16 protein-coding genes are annotated in these 20108 nt (G+C 72.2%); 7 read left to right on the forward strand and 9 right to left on the reverse strand.

The window, feature by feature from the left end:
- Positions 1-79 precede the first annotated feature (79 nt).
- Positions 80-760 (forward strand): hypothetical protein, encoded by a 681-nt coding sequence (locus tag ABIQ69_RS07385; RefSeq protein ID WP_350349718.1) that lies wholly within the window; start codon positions 80-82, stop codon positions 758-760.
- A gap of 26 nt (positions 761-786) precedes the next feature.
- Here ABIQ69_RS07385 and ABIQ69_RS07390 read toward each other — a convergent pair whose 3' ends face one another.
- From ABIQ69_RS07390 to pepN (ABIQ69_RS07430), 9 genes are all read right to left on the reverse strand, one after another.
- Positions 787-2451, reverse strand: coding sequence for an FAD-binding dehydrogenase (locus tag ABIQ69_RS07390; RefSeq protein WP_350349719.1), 1665 nt, complete (start codon positions 2449-2451; stop codon positions 787-789).
- A gap of 36 nt (positions 2452-2487) precedes the next feature.
- Complete coding sequence (locus ABIQ69_RS07395) at positions 2488-2901, reverse strand: globin (RefSeq protein ID WP_350349984.1); 414 nt, start codon at positions 2899-2901, stop codon at positions 2488-2490.
- Positions 2902-2981: 80 nt separating this feature from the next.
- Positions 2982-4082 carry a mechanosensitive ion channel domain-containing protein gene (locus ABIQ69_RS07400; RefSeq protein WP_350349720.1) on the reverse strand — a complete coding sequence of 367 codons (1101 nt, stop codon included), beginning with the start codon at positions 4080-4082 and terminating at the stop codon, positions 2982-2984.
- Between the two features lie 11 nt (positions 4083-4093).
- Positions 4094-6697 (reverse strand): aminopeptidase N, encoded by a 2604-nt coding sequence (pepN, locus tag ABIQ69_RS07405; protein ID WP_350349721.1) that lies wholly within the window; start codon positions 6695-6697, stop codon positions 4094-4096.
- 56 nt (positions 6698-6753) lie between these two features.
- The gene (locus ABIQ69_RS07410) at positions 6754-7485 is read right to left on the reverse strand and encodes a response regulator transcription factor (protein ID WP_350349722.1); all 732 of its coding nucleotides are present in this window, start codon (positions 7483-7485) and stop codon (positions 6754-6756) included.
- On the reverse strand, positions 7482-8804 hold the full coding sequence (locus ABIQ69_RS07415; RefSeq protein ID WP_350349723.1) for a histidine kinase: 1323 nt from the start codon (positions 8802-8804) through the stop codon (positions 7482-7484). Before ABIQ69_RS07415 ends, ABIQ69_RS07410 begins: the two co-directional genes overlap by 4 nt.
- A 10-nt stretch (positions 8805-8814) precedes the next feature.
- Positions 8815-9663 carry an ABC transporter permease gene (locus tag ABIQ69_RS07420; RefSeq protein ID WP_350349724.1) on the reverse strand — a complete coding sequence of 283 codons (849 nt, stop codon included), beginning with the start codon at positions 9661-9663 and terminating at the stop codon, positions 8815-8817.
- Positions 9660-10571, reverse strand: a complete 912-nt coding sequence (locus ABIQ69_RS07425; RefSeq protein ID WP_350349725.1) for an ATP-binding cassette domain-containing protein — start codon at positions 10569-10571, stop codon at positions 9660-9662. The genes ABIQ69_RS07420 and ABIQ69_RS07425 overlap by 4 nt, the downstream gene beginning before the upstream one ends.
- Positions 10572-10693: 122 nt before the next feature.
- Positions 10694-13237 carry an aminopeptidase N gene (gene pepN, locus ABIQ69_RS07430; protein ID WP_350349726.1) on the reverse strand — a complete coding sequence of 848 codons (2544 nt, stop codon included), beginning with the start codon at positions 13235-13237 and terminating at the stop codon, positions 10694-10696.
- A 130-nt stretch (positions 13238-13367) separates the two neighbouring features.
- On the opposite strand from pepN (ABIQ69_RS07430), the gene ABIQ69_RS07435 reads away from it, so the two are divergent.
- From ABIQ69_RS07435 to ABIQ69_RS07460, 6 genes are all read left to right on the forward strand, one after another.
- Entirely contained in the window at positions 13368-13871 is a 504-nt protein-coding gene (locus ABIQ69_RS07435) for a ribose-5-phosphate isomerase (RefSeq protein ID WP_350349727.1), read from the forward strand.
- Between the two features lie 12 nt (positions 13872-13883).
- On the forward strand, positions 13884-14888 hold the full coding sequence (locus ABIQ69_RS07440; protein ID WP_350349728.1) for a DNA-formamidopyrimidine glycosylase family protein: 1005 nt from the start codon (positions 13884-13886) through the stop codon (positions 14886-14888).
- Between the two features lie 46 nt (positions 14889-14934).
- Positions 14935-15603, forward strand: a complete 669-nt coding sequence (locus tag ABIQ69_RS07445) for an FMN-binding negative transcriptional regulator (RefSeq protein WP_350349729.1) — start codon at positions 14935-14937, stop codon at positions 15601-15603.
- On the forward strand, positions 15600-17072 hold the full coding sequence (locus tag ABIQ69_RS07450; RefSeq protein ID WP_350349730.1) for an amidohydrolase family protein: 1473 nt from the start codon (positions 15600-15602) through the stop codon (positions 17070-17072). The genes ABIQ69_RS07445 and ABIQ69_RS07450 overlap by 4 nt, the downstream gene beginning before the upstream one ends.
- Positions 17073-17152: 80 nt before the next feature.
- Positions 17153-18688, forward strand: a complete 1536-nt coding sequence (locus tag ABIQ69_RS07455) for a multicopper oxidase domain-containing protein (protein WP_350349731.1) — start codon at positions 17153-17155, stop codon at positions 18686-18688.
- Positions 18675-20081 (forward strand): sensor domain-containing protein, encoded by a 1407-nt coding sequence (locus ABIQ69_RS07460; RefSeq protein ID WP_350349732.1) that lies wholly within the window; start codon positions 18675-18677, stop codon positions 20079-20081. Before ABIQ69_RS07455 ends, ABIQ69_RS07460 begins: the two co-directional genes overlap by 14 nt.
- Positions 20082-20108: the final 27 nt, after the last annotated feature.

Below are 20108 nucleotides of genomic sequence, written 5' to 3' on the forward strand. Positions count from 1 at the left end.
GGGCGGATGCGGCGGATCGTGTCGGCGCGGCGGGCCGCTGCCGGAGGCCGCGGCGCTCCCTTGGTAGTTTAGACAGGAGATGGTCCAGCTCTTCACGCTCGCCGACAGCCTGTCACTCGGCGACCTGCACACCTACCTGCAACGGGCGGGGCGCGTCGAGGACGGCTCGGTCCGGCTCATCGCCGGCTCCGGCATCCTGGCCGTCTACACCGCGATCCTGTATCCGCGGGGCATCCTCGACGAATCGCCCACGGTCCTCGGCCTGCGCACGTTCGGTCTCGTCGACACCGAGGACTTCGACGCCGTGGTGCCCATGCGCTCCCTCGTCGAACGCATCGTGCGCGCCCGCGGCGAGCTCGGCGAAGACGACGAGTCGCGGCCCGTGTCGATGTCGCGGCCGCCCGAGGTCAACACGGTCACCTGGGCGGGCATCTCGCCGCCGCGGGGCGGCTGGCGCCCCATCGGCGAGACGGATGCCCCCACCCTCGAGGCCGCGGCACGCGCGGGCATCGCCGAGGTCGCCGAGGCGATCCCCGACGGCACCGGCGAACAGCTCGTCCAGCGCGTGCGCAGCGAGGTCTGGGGGCGCGGTGTCGACGGCATCGAGTATGTGCCGGCCGGAGCGGCGTTCGCCGCCTACAGCCTCGGGTTCCTCGGCGACGACCCGGTGCGGGTGTTCGAGACGGGCCCCTGGACGCGGCTCAGCACGCGCCGGGGCCATGTGCTCGTGCGCCGGAAGCCGTGGACGCTGAAGTCCTGACGCGCGAGTCCTGACGGGCGGCCCGGTCAGCCCCGCGCGATCGCGCGGCCGGCCGCACGGCCGGTGAAGAGGCATCCGCCGAGGAACGTGCCCTCGAGCGCACGGTATCCGTGCACCCCGCCGCCGCCGAAGCCGGCTGCCTCGCCGGCCGCGTACAAGCCCGGGACGGGTGCGCCGTCGGCGCCGAGGGCCCGTGAGTCGAGGTCGGTCTGGATGCCGCCGAGGGTCTTCCGGGTGAGCAGGTGCAGCTTCACGGCGATGAGCGGGCCGGCCTCGGGGTCGAGGATGCGGTGCGGGGCCGCGACGCGGATGAGCTTGTCGCCGCGGTAGCGGCGGGCGGCCCGGATGGCGGCGAGCTGGAGGTCTTTGGAGAACTCGTTGTCGAGCTCGCGGTCGCGGGCCCGGATCTCGCGCTCGACGAGCTCGGTGTCGAGCGGTGCGTCGCCGGACAGCGCACGCATGCCCTCGAGGAGCTCGGGCAGCGTGTCGGCGACGACGAAGTCGGCCCCGTGCTGCTTGAACGCCTCGACCGGGCCGGGGGCGCCCGACTTCACCCGCTGGGCGAGGAGCTTCAGGTCCTTCCCGGTGAGGTCGGGGTTCTGCTCGCTGCCCGAGAGGGCGAACTCCTTCTCGATGATGCGCTGGGTGAGCACGAACCAGGAGTGCGAGTAGCCGGTGGCGGCCAGATGCTCGAGCGTGCCGAGCGTGTCGAAGCCGGGGAAGAGCGGCACCGGCAGCCGTTCGCCGCGCGCGTCGAACCAGAGGGACGAGGGCCCGGGGAGGATGCGGATGCCGTGCAGCGGCCACACCGGATCCCAGTTCGTGATGCCCTCGGTGTAGTGCCACATGCGGTCGCCGTTCACGAGCCGGGCGCCGGCCTGCTCCGAGATGGGGAGCATCCGGCCGTCGACATGGGCTGGCACGCCCGAGAGCATCGCCGCGGGCGGCTCGCCCATCCGTGCGGGCCAGAACTGGCGGACGAGCTCGTGGTTGCCGCCGATGCCGCCGGAGGCGACGACCACGGCGGGGGCGCGCAGCTCGAACTCGCCGACCTCGTCGCGGTTGCTCGGCTGGCCGCGCCCCGCAGGGTCGTCGGCGAGCACGGCACCGCGCACGCCGACGACGGCGCCGCCCTCGACGAGGAGCTCGTCGACGCGGTGGCGGTGCCGGAGCTCGACGAGACCCGCCGCCTCGCCCGCCCGCACGCGGGCGATGAACGGGGCCAGCACACCGGGGCCCGTGCCCCAGGTGATGTGGAATCGCGGCACCGAGTTGCCGTGGCCGTTCGGCCGGCCGTCGCCACGCTCGGCCCAGCCGACGATGGGGAAGAACCGCACGCCCTTCTCGTGCAGCCAGGCGCGCTTCTCGCCGGAGGCGAACTCGAGGTAGGCCTCCGCCCAGCGGCGACCCCATTCGTCTTCGTCGCGGTCGAACCCGGCCGTGCCGGCCCAGTCCTGCCGGGCGAGCTCGAGCGAGTCCTTCACGCCCATCCGCCGCTGCTCGGGGGAGTCGACGAGGAAGAGCCCGCCGAACGACCAGTGCGCCTGCCCGCCGAGGCTCGCCGCGGGCTCCTGCTCGACGATGACGACGTGCTTGCCGGCGTCGACGAGCTCGGCGGCCGCCACCAGGCCGGCGAGTCCGGCTCCGACGATGATCGCGTCGGGCGTGCGGGCGGGGTCGGGTGCGGCCACGGGCTGACTCCTTCGTCTCGGGTGGCGCCGGCGCGGTCAGTCGTCGAAGGTGTTCACCATCGCGAACGCTGCGCGCTGCAGGTAGTCCCAGAGGACCTCCTCGGCGAGCGGGGGGAGGTCCAGCGTATCGACTGCGGCGCGCATGTGCGCGAGCCACCGGTCACGGGCGTCCGGATTGACCTTGAACGGCAGGTGCCGCATGCGGAGCCGCGGGTGGCCGCGCTCTTCGCTGTACGTGCCGGGGCCGCCCCAGTACTGCTCGAGGAAGAGCTGGAGTCGTCGGGCGGCCGGGCCGAGGTCCTCCTCGGGGTACATCGGCTTCAACACGGGGTCGTCCGCGACGCCGCGGTAGAACTCGGAGACGAGCTTCTCGAAGGTCGCGCTGCCGCCCACCTGGTCGTAGAAGGAGGCGCCGAGCGCCGGGCCGTGCTCGCTGCCGCGGAGCGGCACCGTGGCCGGCTGCGGGGGACCGGCGGCTTCGACGGGGACGACGGGCTCCCGGCCGGCCGGGGCGGGGGGCTGCTGGTCGGTCACGCGGTACCTCCGGTGGGCGGGGTCTTCGGGGCGCGTGGCGCCCGGGGCTTCTTCGACGGCGTGCCGCCGTCGCCGGCGGCTCCCGGCGCGCCGACGACCTGGTTCGGGGAGGTCTTCGGCGGCTTCGCGCCCTTCACGCGCGTGGCGCCCTCGAACCCGCTGAGCACGACGGCGTTCAGGCTCGGCAGCTTCACGTCCATGGCGTCGAGCGCGTGCTTGATCCGCACGCGGAGCTCGCGGGCGACGTCGTCCTTCGAGGAGGTGCGCACCTTCAGCACGACCCGGATGACCATCGCCTCGGCCGAAATGGACTCCAGGCCCCAGATCTCGGGCTTCTCCATGATGCGCGAGCGCCACTTCGGCGACTGCGCGAGCTCGGTCGCCGTCTTCAGCAGCTCCGCTTCGACCGCCTCGATGTCGGCGTCGTAGGGCACCGCGATATCGAGGATGACGCGTGCCCACCCCTGCGACATGTTGCCCACGCGGAGGATCTCGCCGTTCCGGACGAACCAGAGGGTGCCGTTCACGTCGCGCACCTTCGTGACCCGGATCTTCACCTCTTCGACGATGCCGGTGGCGGGGCCGAGGTCGACGACGTCACCCACGCCGAGCTGGTCTTCGACGACCATGAAGATGCCGTTCAGGGCATCTTTCACGATGTTCTGGGCGCCGAAGCCGAGGCCCGCGCCGATCGCGGCCGACAGCAGGGCGAACGAGCCGAGGATCGACGGGTCGATGACGTTCACGATCATCAGCACGACGATGATGAACAGCGTCACGTTCACGACGTTCGTGAGCACGCTGCCGAGGGTGCGCGTGCGCTGCACGAGGCGCACGGTCGCGAGCGGCGACGCCTGCAGGGCCTGGGTGTCGGTGACGTCCTGCTTCTTCTTCACCCCTGAGACGATCTGCTGCACCACGCGTTCGATGACGAAGTGCAGGCCCCACCTGATGATCAGCGCGATCGCGACGATCACGACGACGGCGATCGTCTTGCCGAGCAGGATGCCCCAGTTGTCGGCCCACCAGGTGCCGAGGAGAGCCCAGAAGTCGGGGCTCAGGGGTGTCGTCTCGTCGGGCGGGGTGTCGAGTCGCATGGGTCGGAAGTCTACTGACCGTCGGCTGGGAGCTCCGCGAGTGCGCGGGCGTCGAGCTCGCGTGCGGCGAGGGCGCGCTCGAGCTCGGACAGCTCCTCGGAGACCAGGCGCACGAGCGGGGCGGGCCCGTCGTTCGCGTCGAGCCAGGCCCGTGCCCGGGCGGCGAGGCGCTCGTCGACGAGCGGCGAGGGGAAGAGCCGCCGCACGATGAGGGAGGCCATCGTGAAGCTCCGCTCCGCCCACACCGTCTGCAGCATGGCGAAGTAGTCGTCGACGGTCGGCACGAGCAGCGTCGCGGGCTCGGCGCGCCGCCAGCCGTCGGCGATGGCGCGCGCCAGATCGTTGGAGAGCGAGGCATCCGTCGCGACGCGTCGCCACGCCGCGGTCTTCACCTGCTCGTCGGGCCGGGCCGCGCGCGCCGTCTCGGCGAGCTGGCGGCCCTTCGCGGTGTCGTCGCGCGCGAGCGTCTCGTCGATCTCGGCGTCGTCGCCGGCGCCCAGCGCGGCACGCGCGATCACGACCTCCCAGCGGAGGTCGAGGTCGAGCTCGAGCCCCTCGAGCGGCGCCTGACCGTCGAGGAGTCCGCCCAGGACGTCGGCGTGCGCAGCCGTCGAGGCGATGCGGGTGAACGCCTTCGCGAACTGCAGCTGCGCGTCCGAGCCGGGGACGGCGAGGCCGGCCTGCGCCCAGATCGCGTCGCCCGCGTCGGCGGAGACCTCCGCGCGGTGCTCCTCGGCGACGTAGCGCGCGAGCGCGAGTTCGAGCCGGGACAGCGCGAGGCCGCGGGCGGAGGACTGGGTCTCGTGCCCGACGCTGCGGAGCACGAGGCGCACGAAGTCGGTCGCCGGCAGCTCGGCGTCGCGCACGGCGTCCCAGGCGGAGCCGAGGATGACGGCCCGGGCGACGGGGTCGCCGATCTCGGCCAGGCGTTCGATCGCGGTGCCGAACGAGCGCTCGTCGAGGCGCACCTTCGCGTACGTGAGGTCGTCGTCGTTCACGAGCAGCAGGTCGGGCACGTGGTGGCCGACGAGGCCGGGCACCTCGGTCGAGGCGCCGTCGATGTCGAGCTCGACGCGCTGCGTGCGGATCAGCCGGCCGTCGACGACGTCGTAGCCGCCGATCGCGAGCCGGTGCGGGCGAAGGGTGGGATGCTCCGGGCTCGCGGTCTGCTCGAGGCGCGCGGCGGTGATCGTGGCCGGTGCCTCGTCGGCGGGGTCCGCCCCGGCATCCGTCTCGATCACGAGCCGCAGCGTGTTGACGCCCGCGGTCTCCAGCCACAGCGCCGACCAGGTCGACAGCTCGCGTCCGGACGCGAGCTCGAGCTCGTGGAGCAGGTCGGCGAGCGTCGCGTTGCCGCCCGCGTTCGCGGCGAGGTACGCGCCGACGCCGCGCTGGAACGCCTCGAGCCCGACCCACGCCACGAGCTGCTTCAGCACCGACGCGCCCTTGTCGTAGGTGATCGCGTCGAAGTTCACCTCGACGTCTGAGAGCGAGCGGATCTCGGCGACGATCGGATGCGTCGAGGGCAGCTGGTCCTGCTCGGCCGCGTGCGTCTTCTCGTCGCTGGCGAACGTGGCCCAGACGCCGGTGAACTCGGTCACCCGCGACGTCGCGAGGGTCGAGGCCCAGGTGGCGAACGACTCGTTCAGCCAGACGTCGTTCCACCACTTCATAGTCACGGAGTTGCCGAACCACATGTGGCTGAGCTCGTGCAGCACGACGATCGCGCGCTGCTCGCGCCTCGCGTCGGAGACGCGCGAGCGGAACAGATACGACTCGTTGAAGGTCACGGCGCCGACGTTCTCCATGGCGCCCCAGTTGTACTCGGGCACGAAGATCTGGTCGTACTTGCCGTAGGGGTAGGGCACGCCGAAGGCGCCCTCGTAGAACTCGAGCCCGCGACGAACGAGGTCGAACATGACGTCGGGCTCGGCGTACTGCGCGAGCGATCGGCGCGTGAAGAGCCCGAGCGGCACCCGGCGGCCGTCTTCGCTCACCGCCTCCTCGTGCCAGGAGGCGTACGGCCCGGCGATGATGGCGACGATGTAGCTCGAGATGACGGGGCCCGTCTCGAAGGCCCAGACCGCGTGCGGGTCGGTGCCCGGCACGGCGACCGGCTCGGGGCTCGGCGCGTTGCTCAGCACCGTCCACGCCGCGGGCGCCGTGATCGTGAACCGGACGCCGGCCTTGAGGTCGGGCTGGTCGAACACGGCGTACACCCGGTTCGCCTCCGCGACCGCGAACTCCGTGTAGAGGTAGGTCTCGCCGTCGACCGGGTCGACGAAGCGGTGCAGGCCCTCGCCGGTGTTCGTGTACGCGTTCGTCGAGACGACTCGGAGCTCGTTCTCGGCGGCGAGCCCGTCGAGACGGATGCGCGTGCCGTCGCTGACGGATGCCGCGTCGAGGGCCCGGCCGTTCAGCACGACCTCGTGCACCTCCTCGGTGCACGCCTCGATGAACGTCGAGGCGCCGTCGACACCGGTGAACCGGACCGTCGTCTCGCTGCGGAAGGTGCCGCCGTCGCCCGTGAGGTCGAGCGCGACGTCGTAGCTCGGGGAGCCGACGATCGCCGCGCGCTCCTCGGCTTCGACGCGGGTGAGGTCGGCAGCAGGCATGGAGATCCCTTCGTGGCGATGGCACGCGGCGTGGCGACGGCGCCCAGCCAGCCTAGCTAGTCGGATCCCGGCCGCAGGCCGAGTTCGTACGCGAGGATGACGAGCTGCACCCGGTCGCGTGCGCCGAGCTTCTGCAGCACGCGACCGACGTGGGTCTTGACGGTCGATTCCGAGAGGAAGAACCGCTCGGCGAGCTCGGTGTTGTTGAGTCCCTCGGCGATCCCGAGGAGGATCTCGCGTTCGCGGGCCGTGAGCGCGTCGAGCGGCGTCGACGGCGCGGCCGCCCCGTCGCCGGCAGGATCGGGGGCGCCTGGGTCGGCCCGGTGCGCCGGCAGCTCGGCGGCGAACAGCTCGAGCATGCGCCGGGTGATCCGCGCCGACAGTGTCGCCTCCCCGGCGTGCACGGTGCGGATCGCGGAGACGAGCTCGGGCGGGCGGACGTCCTTCAGCAGGAATCCGCTCGCGCCGGCTCGCAGCGCGGCGAAGGCGTACTCGTCGAGGTCGAAGGTCGTGAGGACGATGATGCGGGTGCCGGGATGCCTCGCGCTGAGCTCCGCCGTCGCGGCGATGCCGTCCATGCCGGGCATGCGTACGTCCATGAGGAGCACGTCGATGTCGGCGGATTCGACGAGCTCGAGTGCCGCACGGCCGTCGCCCGCCTCACCGACGACCCGGATGCCGGGTTGGGCCTCGAGCACGAGGCGGAAGCCGGTGCGCACGAGGGCCTGGTCGTCGACGAGCCCCACCCGGACCGGGTCGGGCGGGAAGGGGTCGCGGGGGTCGCTCATTCGTGGGCCTCGTGCTCGGTGGCGGATGCGGCGGGGGAGTCGTCGTGCGGGGGCAAGGTCGACCGCAGCCGCCACCCGCGGCCTTCGCGGGGCCCGGCGTCGAGGGTGCCGCCGTACAGTGCGAGGCGTTCACGCAGTCCGGCGAGTCCGCGCCCGGCTCCCCGAGTGGCGGACGCGTGCCCCGGTTTCGGCGGCGAGTCGTCTTCGACCGTGACGACGACGCCGGTCGGCGAGTGCTCGATCCGCACGTCCACGCGGTGTGCGCCGGGGGCGTGGCGCAGCGCGTTCGTGAGGCCCTCCTGGACGACGCGGAACACGACGAGCTCGAGCGCCGGGTCGGCGTCGGCGACGCCCGCCGTGGTCAGCCGCACCGGCATCCCGGCGTCACGGAAGCCGTCGACGAGGTCGGGGAGGTCCGCGAGCCCCGGCTGCGGGGCCAGCTCCGCCGCCGTCGCGCCGGGCTCCGTCAGCACGCCGAGCATGCGGCGCATCTCGCCGAGCGCGTCCCGGCCGGTCTCGGCGACGCTGCGCATCACCTCCGCCGCGCGCTCCGGATCGCGTGACGCGGTGGCCGCCGACCCGTCGGCGAGGGTCACCATGACGGTGAGGCCGTGCGAGACGATGTCGTGCAGCTCGCGGGCGATCCGGGCGCGCTCGGCCGCCGCGGCGAGCTGCGCCTGCTGGTCGCGCTCGCGGGCGAGGTCGTGCGCACGGGCGATGAGCGCGTCGAGGTAGCGGCGCCGGTTGCCGACCGTGATGCCGATGAGCGTCGCGACGAGCATGATCACGGTGTACTGCGACGCCGTCGCCGCCGGGCCGACGGAGAGCTCGGGGCGGCCGAACGCCGGATCCGTCGCGAGCCAGGCACCGAGGGCGGCGGCACCCGTCGCGACGAGCACCGAACCGGCGAACCCGACCCACGCGGATCTCGTCGACCGGTACGTTCCGAGCCCGTAGAGGGCGAAGAGCATCGGATAGACGTCGTTGCCGCTGAAGGGGACGACGAGGAAGCACACCGCCCAGGCGACGCCCATGACGAGCCATGGGCGGTGGCGGCGGAAGAGCAGCAGTGCGGCGCAGGCCAGCGCGATGCCCACCAGCTGCAGGAGCGTCGACCAGAGCGGCGGCTCCGGGGAGTCGGTCGCCATCACGATCGCCGCGATGAACGTCGGGATCGCGTACGCCGCGGCGATCAGGGAATCGGTCAGTCGCGGATGCCGAGCCCAGAACTGGCGGATCACGCCCGGAGGCTTCGGCAGACGCAGTTCTCCCCCGACCGCCGACGAGGGGCGTCCGGGGGAGAACGGGGCATCCGTCATATGCAGGACCCTACGCGTCCCTCCGCGTGAGCGCCGTCGCGGCGCCAGCGAGCGAGGCGCCGACCCAGGCCAGCACGACGAGGAGGCTCTGCCACGCGTTCGGGCCCACGATCTCGGCGTCGTCCGCCCCGATCGCGGTGAACATCGTCATCCCCGACGAGGAGAGCAGGTAGGGGATGGCGTCGTGCGACCAGTCGGCCGGAATGAGCTGGAGCACCGTCGGCAGGAGCAGCAGCAGGCCGAGGACCGCCGCGATGCCGCCGGCGCTCGACCGGATCACGGTGCCGACGCCGAGGGCGAACACCGCGACGAGTGCGAGGTAGAGGGCGCCGCCCGCAAGCGTGAGCAGCGTGTCCGCGTCGAACAGCTCGAGGTCCGTCCCGAACACGACCGTCGACGTGACGTAGGCGGCGAGGTCCGCGATCAGCCCGACCAGGAAGGTCGCGGCGAAGAGCACGACCGCCTTCGCCGCGAGGGCGGGCAGCCGCCGCGGTACGGCGGTGAGCGTGGAGCGGATCATCCCGGTCGTGTACTCGCCGCTGATCACGAGCACCCCGAGCACGCCAACGACGAGCTGGCCGAAGTAGACGCCGAACGTCGCGGACTGCAGGACGAGCTCGTGCTGCTGCTCGGTCGGGGCGCTCTGGAGGTCCATGCCGCCGTTCATGCCGTTCAGGATGCTGAACGACATCAGCAGGGCCATGCCGAGCGAGATGGCGATGACGAGCACGTACGACCAGACGGTCGAGCGGAGGCTCCGGAGCTTGATCCACTCGGAGCGCAGCACGCCGCCGAAGGTGAGTCGCGTGGCGCGGGCACCCTGCGAGGGGTGCGTCCCGGCGGGCGTGATGGTGGTCATCGGACGGCCTCCGTACGGTATTCGACGGCGTCGGCGGTGAGGGCCATGTAGGCCTCCTCGAGCGACGCGTTCTGCGGGGTGAGTTCGTGGATCGCGAGGCCGTTCGCCGCCGCGAGGTCGCCGATGCCGGCGGCTTCGACGCCGGTCACTTCGAGGACGCCGGCCTCGGAACGGATCACGGCGACCTCGGGGGCCGCCAGCAGCTCTGCCAGCTGCGACGCGTGCGGCGAACGCACGCGGACCCGGGGGAGCGTGCCGCCCGCCACGATGTCGGCCATGGGCGCGTCCGCGATGATCCGGCCCCGCCCGAGCACGATGAGGTGGTCGGCGGTCTGGGCCATCTCGCTCATGAGGTGCGAGGAGAGGAAGACGGTGCGGCCCTCGCTCGCGAGGTGGCGCACGAAGCGGCGGACCCACAGCACGCCCTCGGGGTCGAGCCCGTTCACCGGCTCGTCGAGGATGAGCGTGGCCGGATCGCCGAGCATCGCGGCGGCGATGCCGAGTCGCTGGCCCATGCCGAGCGAGAACCCGCCGACGCGCTTGCGTGCGACCGATTCGAGGCCGGTCAGCTCGATGACCTCGCGCACCCGGCGCGCGCCGATGCCGTGCGTGGCCGCCATGGCGAGCAGGTGGTTCTCGGCGGTCCGGCCGGTGTGCACGGCCTTCGCGTCGAGCAGCGCGCCGACCTCGTGCAGCGGCGCGCGCGACTGGGCGTACGGGCGGCCGCCGACCGAGACCGTCCCCGAGGTCGGACGGTCGAGGCCGACGATCATGCGCATCGTGGTCGACTTGCCGGCGCCGTTCGGTCCGAGGAACCCGGTCACCTGGCCGGGCCGGACCGTGAAGGTGACGTCATCGACGGCGGTCTTCGCGCCGTAGCGCTTGGTGAGCGCGGTTGCGGTGATCATGCGTCCGACGCTACGGATGCCTCCGCCTTCGGCGCATCGGCCCTGGGAACGGTTCGGGGCGGCGGCGGGTGGTACCGGAGTACCACCCGCCGCCGCCCCTCGGGTCGCGCGAGCCGGTGCGACTACTGCGCGTCGCGCTCCTGCGCCGCGATCGCGCGCTCGACGCCCGCGACCGACTCGATCACGAGGCGACGAAGGGCCGGCGTGTCGGGGTGGCTCTCGAGCCACGCCCGGCTCGCGTCCACGAGCGCCTGGTTCGCGAGCGGCGCCGGGTAGAGCAGCTCGACGAGCTTCTCGGCGATGGCGTAGCTGCGCTCCTCCCACACGGTCTCGAGCATGCCGAAGTAGCGGTCGACGAACGGGGCGAGCAGGCTCGGGTCGTTGGCGCGGAGGAAGCCGGTCGCCGTCGTCCGCACGACCGAGTTCGTGGCGGTGTCGACGTCGATGAGCGACGCCCAGGCCCGCTCCTTCGCCTCGGCCGTGGGGATCGCGGCGCGGGCGTGCGCGGCCGACTCCTGCCCCGTGACGGTGTTGTCCTCGGCGAGGCGGGCGTCGATGTCGTCGTCGCCGGCGCGGCCGGCGGCCACGAGCGCGATGAGCAGCTCCCAGCCGAGGTCGGTGTCGATGTCGAGCCCGTCGAGCGCGATCTCGCCGGCGAACAGCGACGACAGCTCGTCGACGTGCGAGCCCGCCTCGGCGACCGCGGCGAAGTACTTCACGAACTGGAACTGCGCGTCGCTGCCCGGCTCGGCCGCCTGGGCGAGCGCCCAGAGGCCGTCGGCGAGGGTGCGGCGCGCGTCGGCGCGCTTGGCGGGCGCAACGTACGAGCTCGCGGCGAGCTGCGCGTTCGCGAGCACGATGCGGAGGGTTGTCGACTCCGTCTCGGAGGCGATGTTGCCGAGCACGAGCTCGAGGTAGTCGCTCGCGGTCGACTCGCCGTCGCGCGTGGCATCCCAGACCGAGCTCCACACGAGGGCACGCGCGAGCGGGTCCTCGATGTCGGAGAGGTTCTCCAGTGCGACGCGATGCGACTGCTCGTCGAGCCGGATCTTGGCGTACGCGAGGTCGTCGTCGTTCAGCAGCACGAGGTCGGGGCGGGTGACGCCGACCAGCTCGGCGACCTCGGTGCGCTCGCCGTCGACGTCGAGCTCGACGCGGTGCTCGCGCACGAGCTTGCCGTCGCGCAGGTTGTAGAAGCCGATCGCGAGGCGGTGCGGCCGGATCGTGGGGTAGTCGGCCGGTGCGGACTGCAGCACGGCGAAGGCGGTGATCGTGCCCGAATCATCCGTCTCGATTTCGGGCCGCAGCGTGTTGACGCCCGCGGTCTCGAGCCAGAGCTTCGACCAGTCGGAGAGGTCACGGCCGCTGGCCGTCTCGAGCTCGGCGAGCAGGTCGGCGAGCGTGGTGTTGCCCCACGCGTGCTTGGTGAAGTACGCGGAGACGCCCGTGAAGAAGGCGTCGATGCCCACCCAGGCGGCCAGCTGCTTCAGCACCGAGCCGCCCTTGGCGTAGGTGATGCCGTCGAAGTTGACGAGCACGTCTTCGAGGTCGCGGATCTCGGCGACGATGGGGTGGGTCGAGGGCAGCTGGTCCTGGCGGTACGCCCAGCTCTTCTCCATCGAGTTGAACGTGGTCCACGCCTCGTGCCACTCGGTGGCCTCGGCGGTGGCGATGGTCGAGGCCCACTCGGCGAACGACTCGTTCAGCCAGAGGTCGTTCCACCACTTCATCGTCACGAGGTCGCCGAACCACATGTGGGCCAGCTCGTGCAGGATCGTGACGACGCGGCGCTCCTTGATCGCGTCGGTGACCTTGGAGCGGAAGACGTACACCTCGGTGAAGGTGACGGCGCCGGCGTTCTCCATGGCGCCCGCGTTGTACTCGGGCACGAAGAGCTGGTCGTACTTCGCGAACGGGTAGGGCACGCCGAACTTCTTCTCGAAGTACTCGAAGCCCTGCTTCGTCTTCTCGAAGATGTAGTCGGCGTCGAGGTACTGCGAGAGGCTCTTGCGGCTGAAGACGCCGAGCGGGATGACCCGGCCGTCGGAGCTCGTGAGCTCGTCGCGGACGACGTCGTACGGGCCGGCGATGAGCGCGGTGATGTAGCTCGAGATGCGCGGGGTGGGCTCGAACGCCCAGGTCTTGGCGCCCTCGTGCGCGTCGACGGGCTCGGGCGTGGGGGAGTTGGACACGACCTCCCAGTGCGCGGGCGCGGTCACCGTGAACCGGAACGCGGCCTTCAGATCGGGCTGCTCGAACACGGCGAACATGCGCCGCGAGTCGGGCACCTCGAACTGGGTGTAGAGGTAGGCCTCGCCGTCGACGGGGTCGACGAACCGGTGCAGCCCCTCGCCGGTGTGCATGTAGCGGCCGTCGGCGACGACGACGAGCTCGTTCTCGTCGGCGAGCTCCGGCAGCTGGATGCGGATGCCGTCGCTCACCTCGGCCGGGTCGAGCTCGCGCCCGTTGAGGGTGACCGAGTGCACCGCGGCGGTGATCGCGTCGATGAAGGTCGACGCGCCCGGCTTCGCGGAGAACCGCACGGTCGTGGTCGAGCGGAAGACGTCGGGACCGGTCGTCACGTCGAGCACGACGTCGTAGTCGTGCACGGTGACGAGCGCCGCGCGCTCCTCGGCTTCGATGCGGGTGAGGTTGTCTCCAGGCACGTGCAAGTCTCCATCTGCGTCGAACGGATGCCTCGCCCCCGGCTCGTGGCCGCGGGCAACGGCCTCCAGCCTAGCTCGCGAGGTGCGCGCCCTGGCGAGGCCATCCGCCCGGATCCCTAGACTTGCTCGCATGCGCATCCACATCGCGACCGACCACGCCGGCCTCGAGTTCAGCCGCACGCTCGTCGACCATCTGACCAACGCCGGTCACGAGGTCGTCGACCACGGCCCCGCCGAGTACGACCCGCTCGACGACTACCCGGCGTTCTGCATCAACGCGGCGCTCGGCGTCGTCCGCGATCAGGAGGCGGGCGTCCGTGCGCTTGGCGTCGTGTTCGGCGGGTCGGGCAACGGGGAGCAGATCGCGGCGAACAAGGTGCAGGGCGTCCGGGCGGCGCTCGTGTGGAGCATGGACACCGCGATCCTCGCCCGCGAGCACAACGACGCGAACGTCATCTCCATCGGGGCGCGCCAGCACACGGTCGAGGAGGCGATCCGCTACATCGACGCGTTCATCGCCGAGCCCTTCTCGGGCGACGAGCGGCACGTGCGGCGCATCGCCCAGCTGGCCGAGTACGAGCGGACGGGCGACATCGCCGGCAAGGGCGTCGACGTCGTCGGGCCCGCCGAGTAGCCGGAGCGCGGCATGCCTGAGGGGCACTCCGTCCATCGCATCACGCGCCAGTTCGAACGCAATTTCGTGGGTCACGTCGTGCACGCGTGGAGTCCGCAGGGCCGGTTCGCTGCGGGTGCGGCCGAGCTCGACGGGCGCCGGATGACCGAGGCGCGTGCCGTCGGCAAGCAGATGTTCCTCGGGTTCGAGGGCGACGTCTGGCTCCGGGTCCACCTCGGCATGTACGGCGCGTGGGACTTCGCGGGCGAGATCCTGATGGATGCCACGATCGCGTCGGCGAACGGGCGCATGGGCCAGACCAATCAACGCGGCACCTTCCTCGACGGGCCGAATCCCGACGCCGTCGTCCTCGACGCAGCGGGCGAGAACTCGCTGACCTCGATCGGGGCGCCGCGGCGGACGCGGCTCCGGATGTCGGAGTCGGAGAAGGAGGGCGCCCGGCTGGAGACCTTCCCGCCCGAGCCGGTCGGCCAGGTGCGGGTCCGGCTCCTCACCGACACGGTGTGCGCCGACCTCCGCGGCCCGACGGCGTGCGAGGTGCTCGATCCCGCGCAGGTCGAGCGGGTCGTCGGCAAGCTCGGGCCCGACCCGCTGCTCGACGACGGACCCGAGGCGGAAGACCGCTTCACGAACGTCGTCAGGCGCAAGCCCACCCCGATCGGGCTGCTGCTCATGGATCAGAGCGTCGTGTCGGGCATCGGCAACGTGTACCGGGCCGAGCTGCTCTTCCGCGCCAGGCAGAATCCGCACACGCCCGGCCGGCAGGTGCCGGAGGAGCAGGTCCGCCATCTCTGGCGCGATTGGTCGAAGCTGCTGCGCATCGGCGTGGAGACCGGCCAGATGATGACCATGGACGATCTCGACCCCGAGGCCTGGCGCCAGGCGATGGCGAACCGGGCCGATCGGCACTGGGTGTACAAGCGCGAGGGCTTGCCGTGCCGGGTGTGTGGAACGAACATCGTCCTCGAGGAGATGGGCGCGCGCAAGCTCTACTGGTGCCCGTACTGCCAGGCCTGACGCCCGGCTGCCGCCCCCCACCCCGCCGGCCCGAGACCGAGGAACCATGCGACAGAATCCCAGCTTCACCCTCGCGAGCGAGGACGGTGTCAAGCGCGTCATCCGCGAGCACCCGTGGATGACGATCGTGAGCGATACGGATGCCGCGGGCCTCGTCGCGTCCCATTACCCGGTGCTACTCGACGAGGATGCCGACGGCATCGTCCTGCTCACCCATGTCGGGCGCCCCGACGAGGTGCTGCACGAGCTCGGCCGGCACGAGGTGCTTGTGATCGTGCAGGGCCCGCACGGCTACATCTCGCCCGGCTGGTACGACCACGATGCGCCTGGCGTGCCCACGTGGAACTTCGTCACCGCCCACCTGTACGGCACGCCCGAGCTCCTCGAGCCCGCGGAGAACCTGCGGGTGCTCGAGCAGCTCGTCGATCACTTCGAACGCGAACTGCCCGAGCCGAGGCGCATGCGCGGCACGCCGCTCGACTCCGAGTACGCCGATCGCATCGCGGTCGGCACCGTGGGCCTGCGGATCCCGGTGACCCGGTTCACGGCGAAGAACAAGATGAGCCAGAACAAGCCGGCCGAGACCGTCGACCGCATCATCGCGGAGCTCGAGGGCGACGGGCCGTACGCGAGCTCCGCGCTCGCCGCGGAGATGCGCCGCACCCACGACGCACTGCGCTCGGCGCAGGCGGCCGCCCGGGCGGCGCGCGAATGACCGCGCTGCTCCTCGCCGGCGGGCGGCTTCCGGGGCGTGACGGCACGGTCGACGTCCTCCTCTACGACGGCGTGGTCGCGGAGGTCGCACCCGCGGGCGAGTCATCCGTCGCGGGCGCCGAACGGGTCGCGCTCGACGGGCGCTGGATCGTTCCCGGCCTGTACGACCGGCACGTGCACCTCTCGCAATGGGCGATGGTCTCTCGCCGCCTCGACGTCTCGGCCGCCGGCTCCGCCGCGGAGGCGGCATCCCTCGTCCGACGCGCCGTCGCCGACGGCGCCGGCGAGATCGCCGGGTTCGGCTTCCGCGACGGACTGTGGCCGGATGCCCCGACCGCCGAGCTCCTCGACACCGCGGCCGGTGCGGTGCCCGTCGTGCTCGTCGCAGCCGACCTGCACGCCTGCTGGCTGAATACCGCCGCCGCCGCCCGTCACGGCGTGACGTTGCCCGACGACGGCCTCCTCCGCGAGGACGCGTGCTTCGCGCTCGTGCGCGAGCTCGACGACGTCGCCGACGACGTGCTCGATACGTGGGTCGGCGACGCGGCGCGACGCGCGGCCGCCCGCGGCACGGTCGGCGTCGTCGACTACGAGATGCGGTGGAACCGCGACGACTGGCAGCGCCGCGCCGCCGACGGCGCGTTCCCGCTCCGGGTCGCGTTCGGCATCTACCCGCAGCACCTCGACCGCGCGATCGCCGAGGGCCTCCGCACGGGTGACACGGTCGCCGGCACCGGCGGCCTGGTCACGGTCGGCGGCGCGAAGGTCATCACCGACGGGTCGCTCAACACGCGAACGGCCTGGTGCTTCGACCCGTACCCCGGCCTCGAGCACGCCGAGCACCCCCACGGCATCCCCACGGTGCCGATCGACCGATTCGTCCCGCTGCTGCGACGCGCCCACGCGGGCGGACTCACGCCCGCCGTCCACGCGATCGGCGACCGCGCGAACGCCGACGTCCTCGACGCCTTCGAACAGGTCGGCTGCCGCGGCTCCATCGAGCACGCCCAGCTGCTGCGCCACGAGGACGTCGAGCGATTCGCCCGCCTCGGCATCGTCGCGAGCGTGCAGCCCGAGCACGCCATGGACGATCGCGACGTGGCCGAGCGCTACTGGGCCGGCCGCACCGACCGGGCGTTCATGCTCGCCGAGCTCGCCGCCGCCGGCGTCGAGCTCGCCCTCGGCTCCGACGCCCCCGTCGCGCCGCTCGACCCGTGGGTCGCCATCGCCGCGGCCGTCGGGCGCTCGCGCGACGGGCGGGAGCCGTGGCATCCCGAGCAGTCGATCGACGTCGCCACCGCGCTCGCCGCGTCGACCGGCGGCGCGGGGGCCGAGGTCCGCGCGGGGCTCCCGGCCGACGTCGCGGTGATCGAGCTCGACCCGTACGAGGCATCCCTGGAGGAGCTGCGCGCCATGCCGGTCGCCGCGACGTTCCTCGCAGGCCGCCCGACGCACACGACCCTGGCCTGAGGAGGCGGGGGGATAACCCCCCGCCGGATCCGGACGCCCGCCGGATGGGGCGGATCCCGCCCGATCGCGAGGCTGGAACCATGCTTCGCACCGCACTCCGCCGCCCGCGCGCCACCGTCGCGTCCGTGGCCGGGCTAACCGTCACCGCCGGCGCCGTCGCGTTCGCGCTCGCCGGATGCGGCGTCGCCGGTCCCGGCGCCGTCTCCACCGTCGGCTCGGTCGACTTCGACACCCCGCTCGCCATCCCGCCGCTCGCAGAGTCCACGGTCGACGCCGACGGCACCCGCGTGTTCTCGCTCGAGGCGCAGGCCGGTGAGACGGAGTTCGAACCCGGCGTGCCGAGCCCGACCTGGGGCTTCGACGGCAGCTACCTCGGCCCGACGCTGGTCGCCGAACGCGGCGAACGCGTCCGCGTCGACGTGACGAACGCGCTCGACGAGCCCACCACCGTGCACTGGCACGGCATGCACCTGCCCGCGAAGATGGACGGCGGGCCCCACCAGATGGTCGAGCCCGGTGCGACCTGGTCGCCCGAGTGGCTCATCGACCAGCCGGCCACGACGCTCTGGTACCACCCGCATCCCCACGGCGAGACCGAGTCGCACGTCGCCCGCGGGCTCGCCGGCATGTTCCTCCTCCACGACGAATCGGAGCGCGCGCTCGGCCTGCCCTCGCAATACGGCGTCGACGACGTCCCGGTGATCGTGCAGGACACCGGCTTCTCCGCAGACGGCCGCAAGGAGGACGCCCAGCGCGGCTACGCCGGCGGACTCGGCGACGAGCTCATCGTGAACGGCACACGCGGCCCCTTCCTCGACGTCCAGGACGAACTCGTCCGGCTCCGGCTCCTGAACGCGTCCACCGCGCGCAGCTACGCCTTCACCTGGAGCGACGGCCGGGCCGTCGAACTCATCGGGACCGACGGCGGCCTGCTCGAGGCGCCCGTGCAGCTCGACCACGTGCGGCTCTCGCCCGGCGAACGCGCCGAGGTGCTCCTCCGGGTCGAGCCGGGGGAGCGGCTCGTGCTCCAGTCGCGGATGACACCCGAGATCGCCGCGCTCGAAGGGCCGATCGCCGTCATGAACGGCGGGACCGACGCGTTCGACGTGCTCGAGGTGCGCGCAGCCGACACTCTGCGGCCGGCACCCGCCGTGCCGGACCGTCTCGTCGACGTCCCCGACTTCGATCCCGCCGAGGTCGCCGCCGACCGCCGGTTCGTGCTGGGCGACAGCTTCGAGATCAACGGACACGCGATGGACCTCGGCCGAGTCGACGAGACGGTGACGGTCGACACGCTCGAACGCTGGACCGTCGTGAACGACACCTCGCTGCCGCACAGCTTCCACGTCCACGACGTCCAGTTCCGCATCGCCTCGATCGGCGGCCAGGCGCCGCCGCCCGAGCTCGCCGGATGGAAGGACACGATCTTCGCCGACCCCGAGACCGAGTACGTGCTCCTCATGCGGTTCGAGGACTACGCCGATCCCGACACGCCGTACATGTACCACTGCCACCTGCTGTGGCACGAGGATCAGGGGATGATGGGGCAGTTCGCCGTCGTCGAACCCGGTCAGCGTGCGACGATGACCGAGGAGACGAACCATGGCCACCACTGACCTGCAGGGCGCCGCAGCGCCCGCCGATCCGACGGATGCCTCGGCCCGCCCCGCCGACCCCGCCCGCCGCGGCTACGGCGCGCTCTGGGCGAGCGTGCCGCGCGAACTGGGCTTCCTCATCCTCACCATGCCCATCGCGATCATCGGGCTCAGCGTCCTGTCCACGGTGTTCTTCGCCGGACTCGGCATGGTCGCGATCTTCATCGGCATCTTCCTCATGGTCGCGGCGTTCTTCATCGCGCGCGGCTTCGGCACGCTGGAGCTGATCCGGCTCCGCTGGGCCGGCCGCCCCGAGATCCGGCAGCCCGACTGGTCGCGTGACGGTCGCGAACAGGGGTTCTGGCGCGCGACGTTCACGCCGTTCGTCGACGGCCACTACTGGCTCTACGTGCTGCACACGATGGTCATCAACCCGATCGTGAGCATCGTGAGCTGGAGCCTCACCATCGTGTGGACCTCGGTCGCGCTCGCCGGGACGACCGGCTGGATCTGGCAGGGCTTCGTCCCCGACGGCGACCGCACCCTGTGGCTGAACGAGTGGCTCATCGACCGGTTGGTGCCGGGCAACGACTTCTCCTACGACGTCGTGGCCGGCGAGCGGGTGTTCGAGTTCGTGCTCGGCGTCGTCTTCCTCCTCACGCTGCCGTTCGTGCTCCGAGGCCTGACCGTGCTGCACGACGTCATCGCCAGGGGCGTGCTGGGCCGGTGGCGCTCGGAGGCGCTCGAACGCGAGGTCGCCTCGCTCGCCGCCTCCCGCGGCGCGGCCGTGCAGGCCGAGGACACGTCGCTGCGCCGGCTCGAGCGCGACATCCACGACGGTCCGCAGCAGCGTCTCGTGCGGCTGCAGATGGACCTCGCGACGATCGAGCGCCGCCTCGAGCAGGACCCGGATGCCGCGAAGTCGCTCGTCGGCGAAGCGCGCGACACCGCACGCGAGGCGCTCGACGAGCTCCGCGCGCTCTCCCGTGGCTTCGCCCCGCCGCTGCTGCAGGACCGCGGGCTGGCGAGTGCGCTCGCCTCGCTCGCGGCGCGGAGCCCCGTCCCGGTGGAGTTCGAGGACCGGTTGTCGGCGGATGCCCCGCTCCCGGCCGCGATCGAGCGCAACGTGTATTTCGTGGCGGCCGAGCTCCTCACCAACGCCGCGAAGCACGCGGAGGCGACGGCGATCCGGCTCCGCATCGCCACGCGCGACGCAGGACCCGCCGGACACTGGCTCGACCTCTGGGTCACCGACAACGGCCGGGGCGGTGCGGCGCTCGCACCCGGTCACGGCCTCGCCGGCCTCGATGAGCGGGTGCGCGGCCTCCAGGGCCAGCTCGTCGTCGACAGCCCTGAGGGCGGCCCGACGGTCGTGGGCGCGCACGTGCCCTTCGTCCCGGCGACGACGGCCTGAGCCGGCCGATCGAGCGGGCGCCCGGTG

The sequence above is a fragment of the Agromyces sp. G08B096 genome, assembly GCF_040267705.1.
Lineage (GTDB): Bacteria > Actinomycetota > Actinomycetes > Actinomycetales > Microbacteriaceae > Agromyces.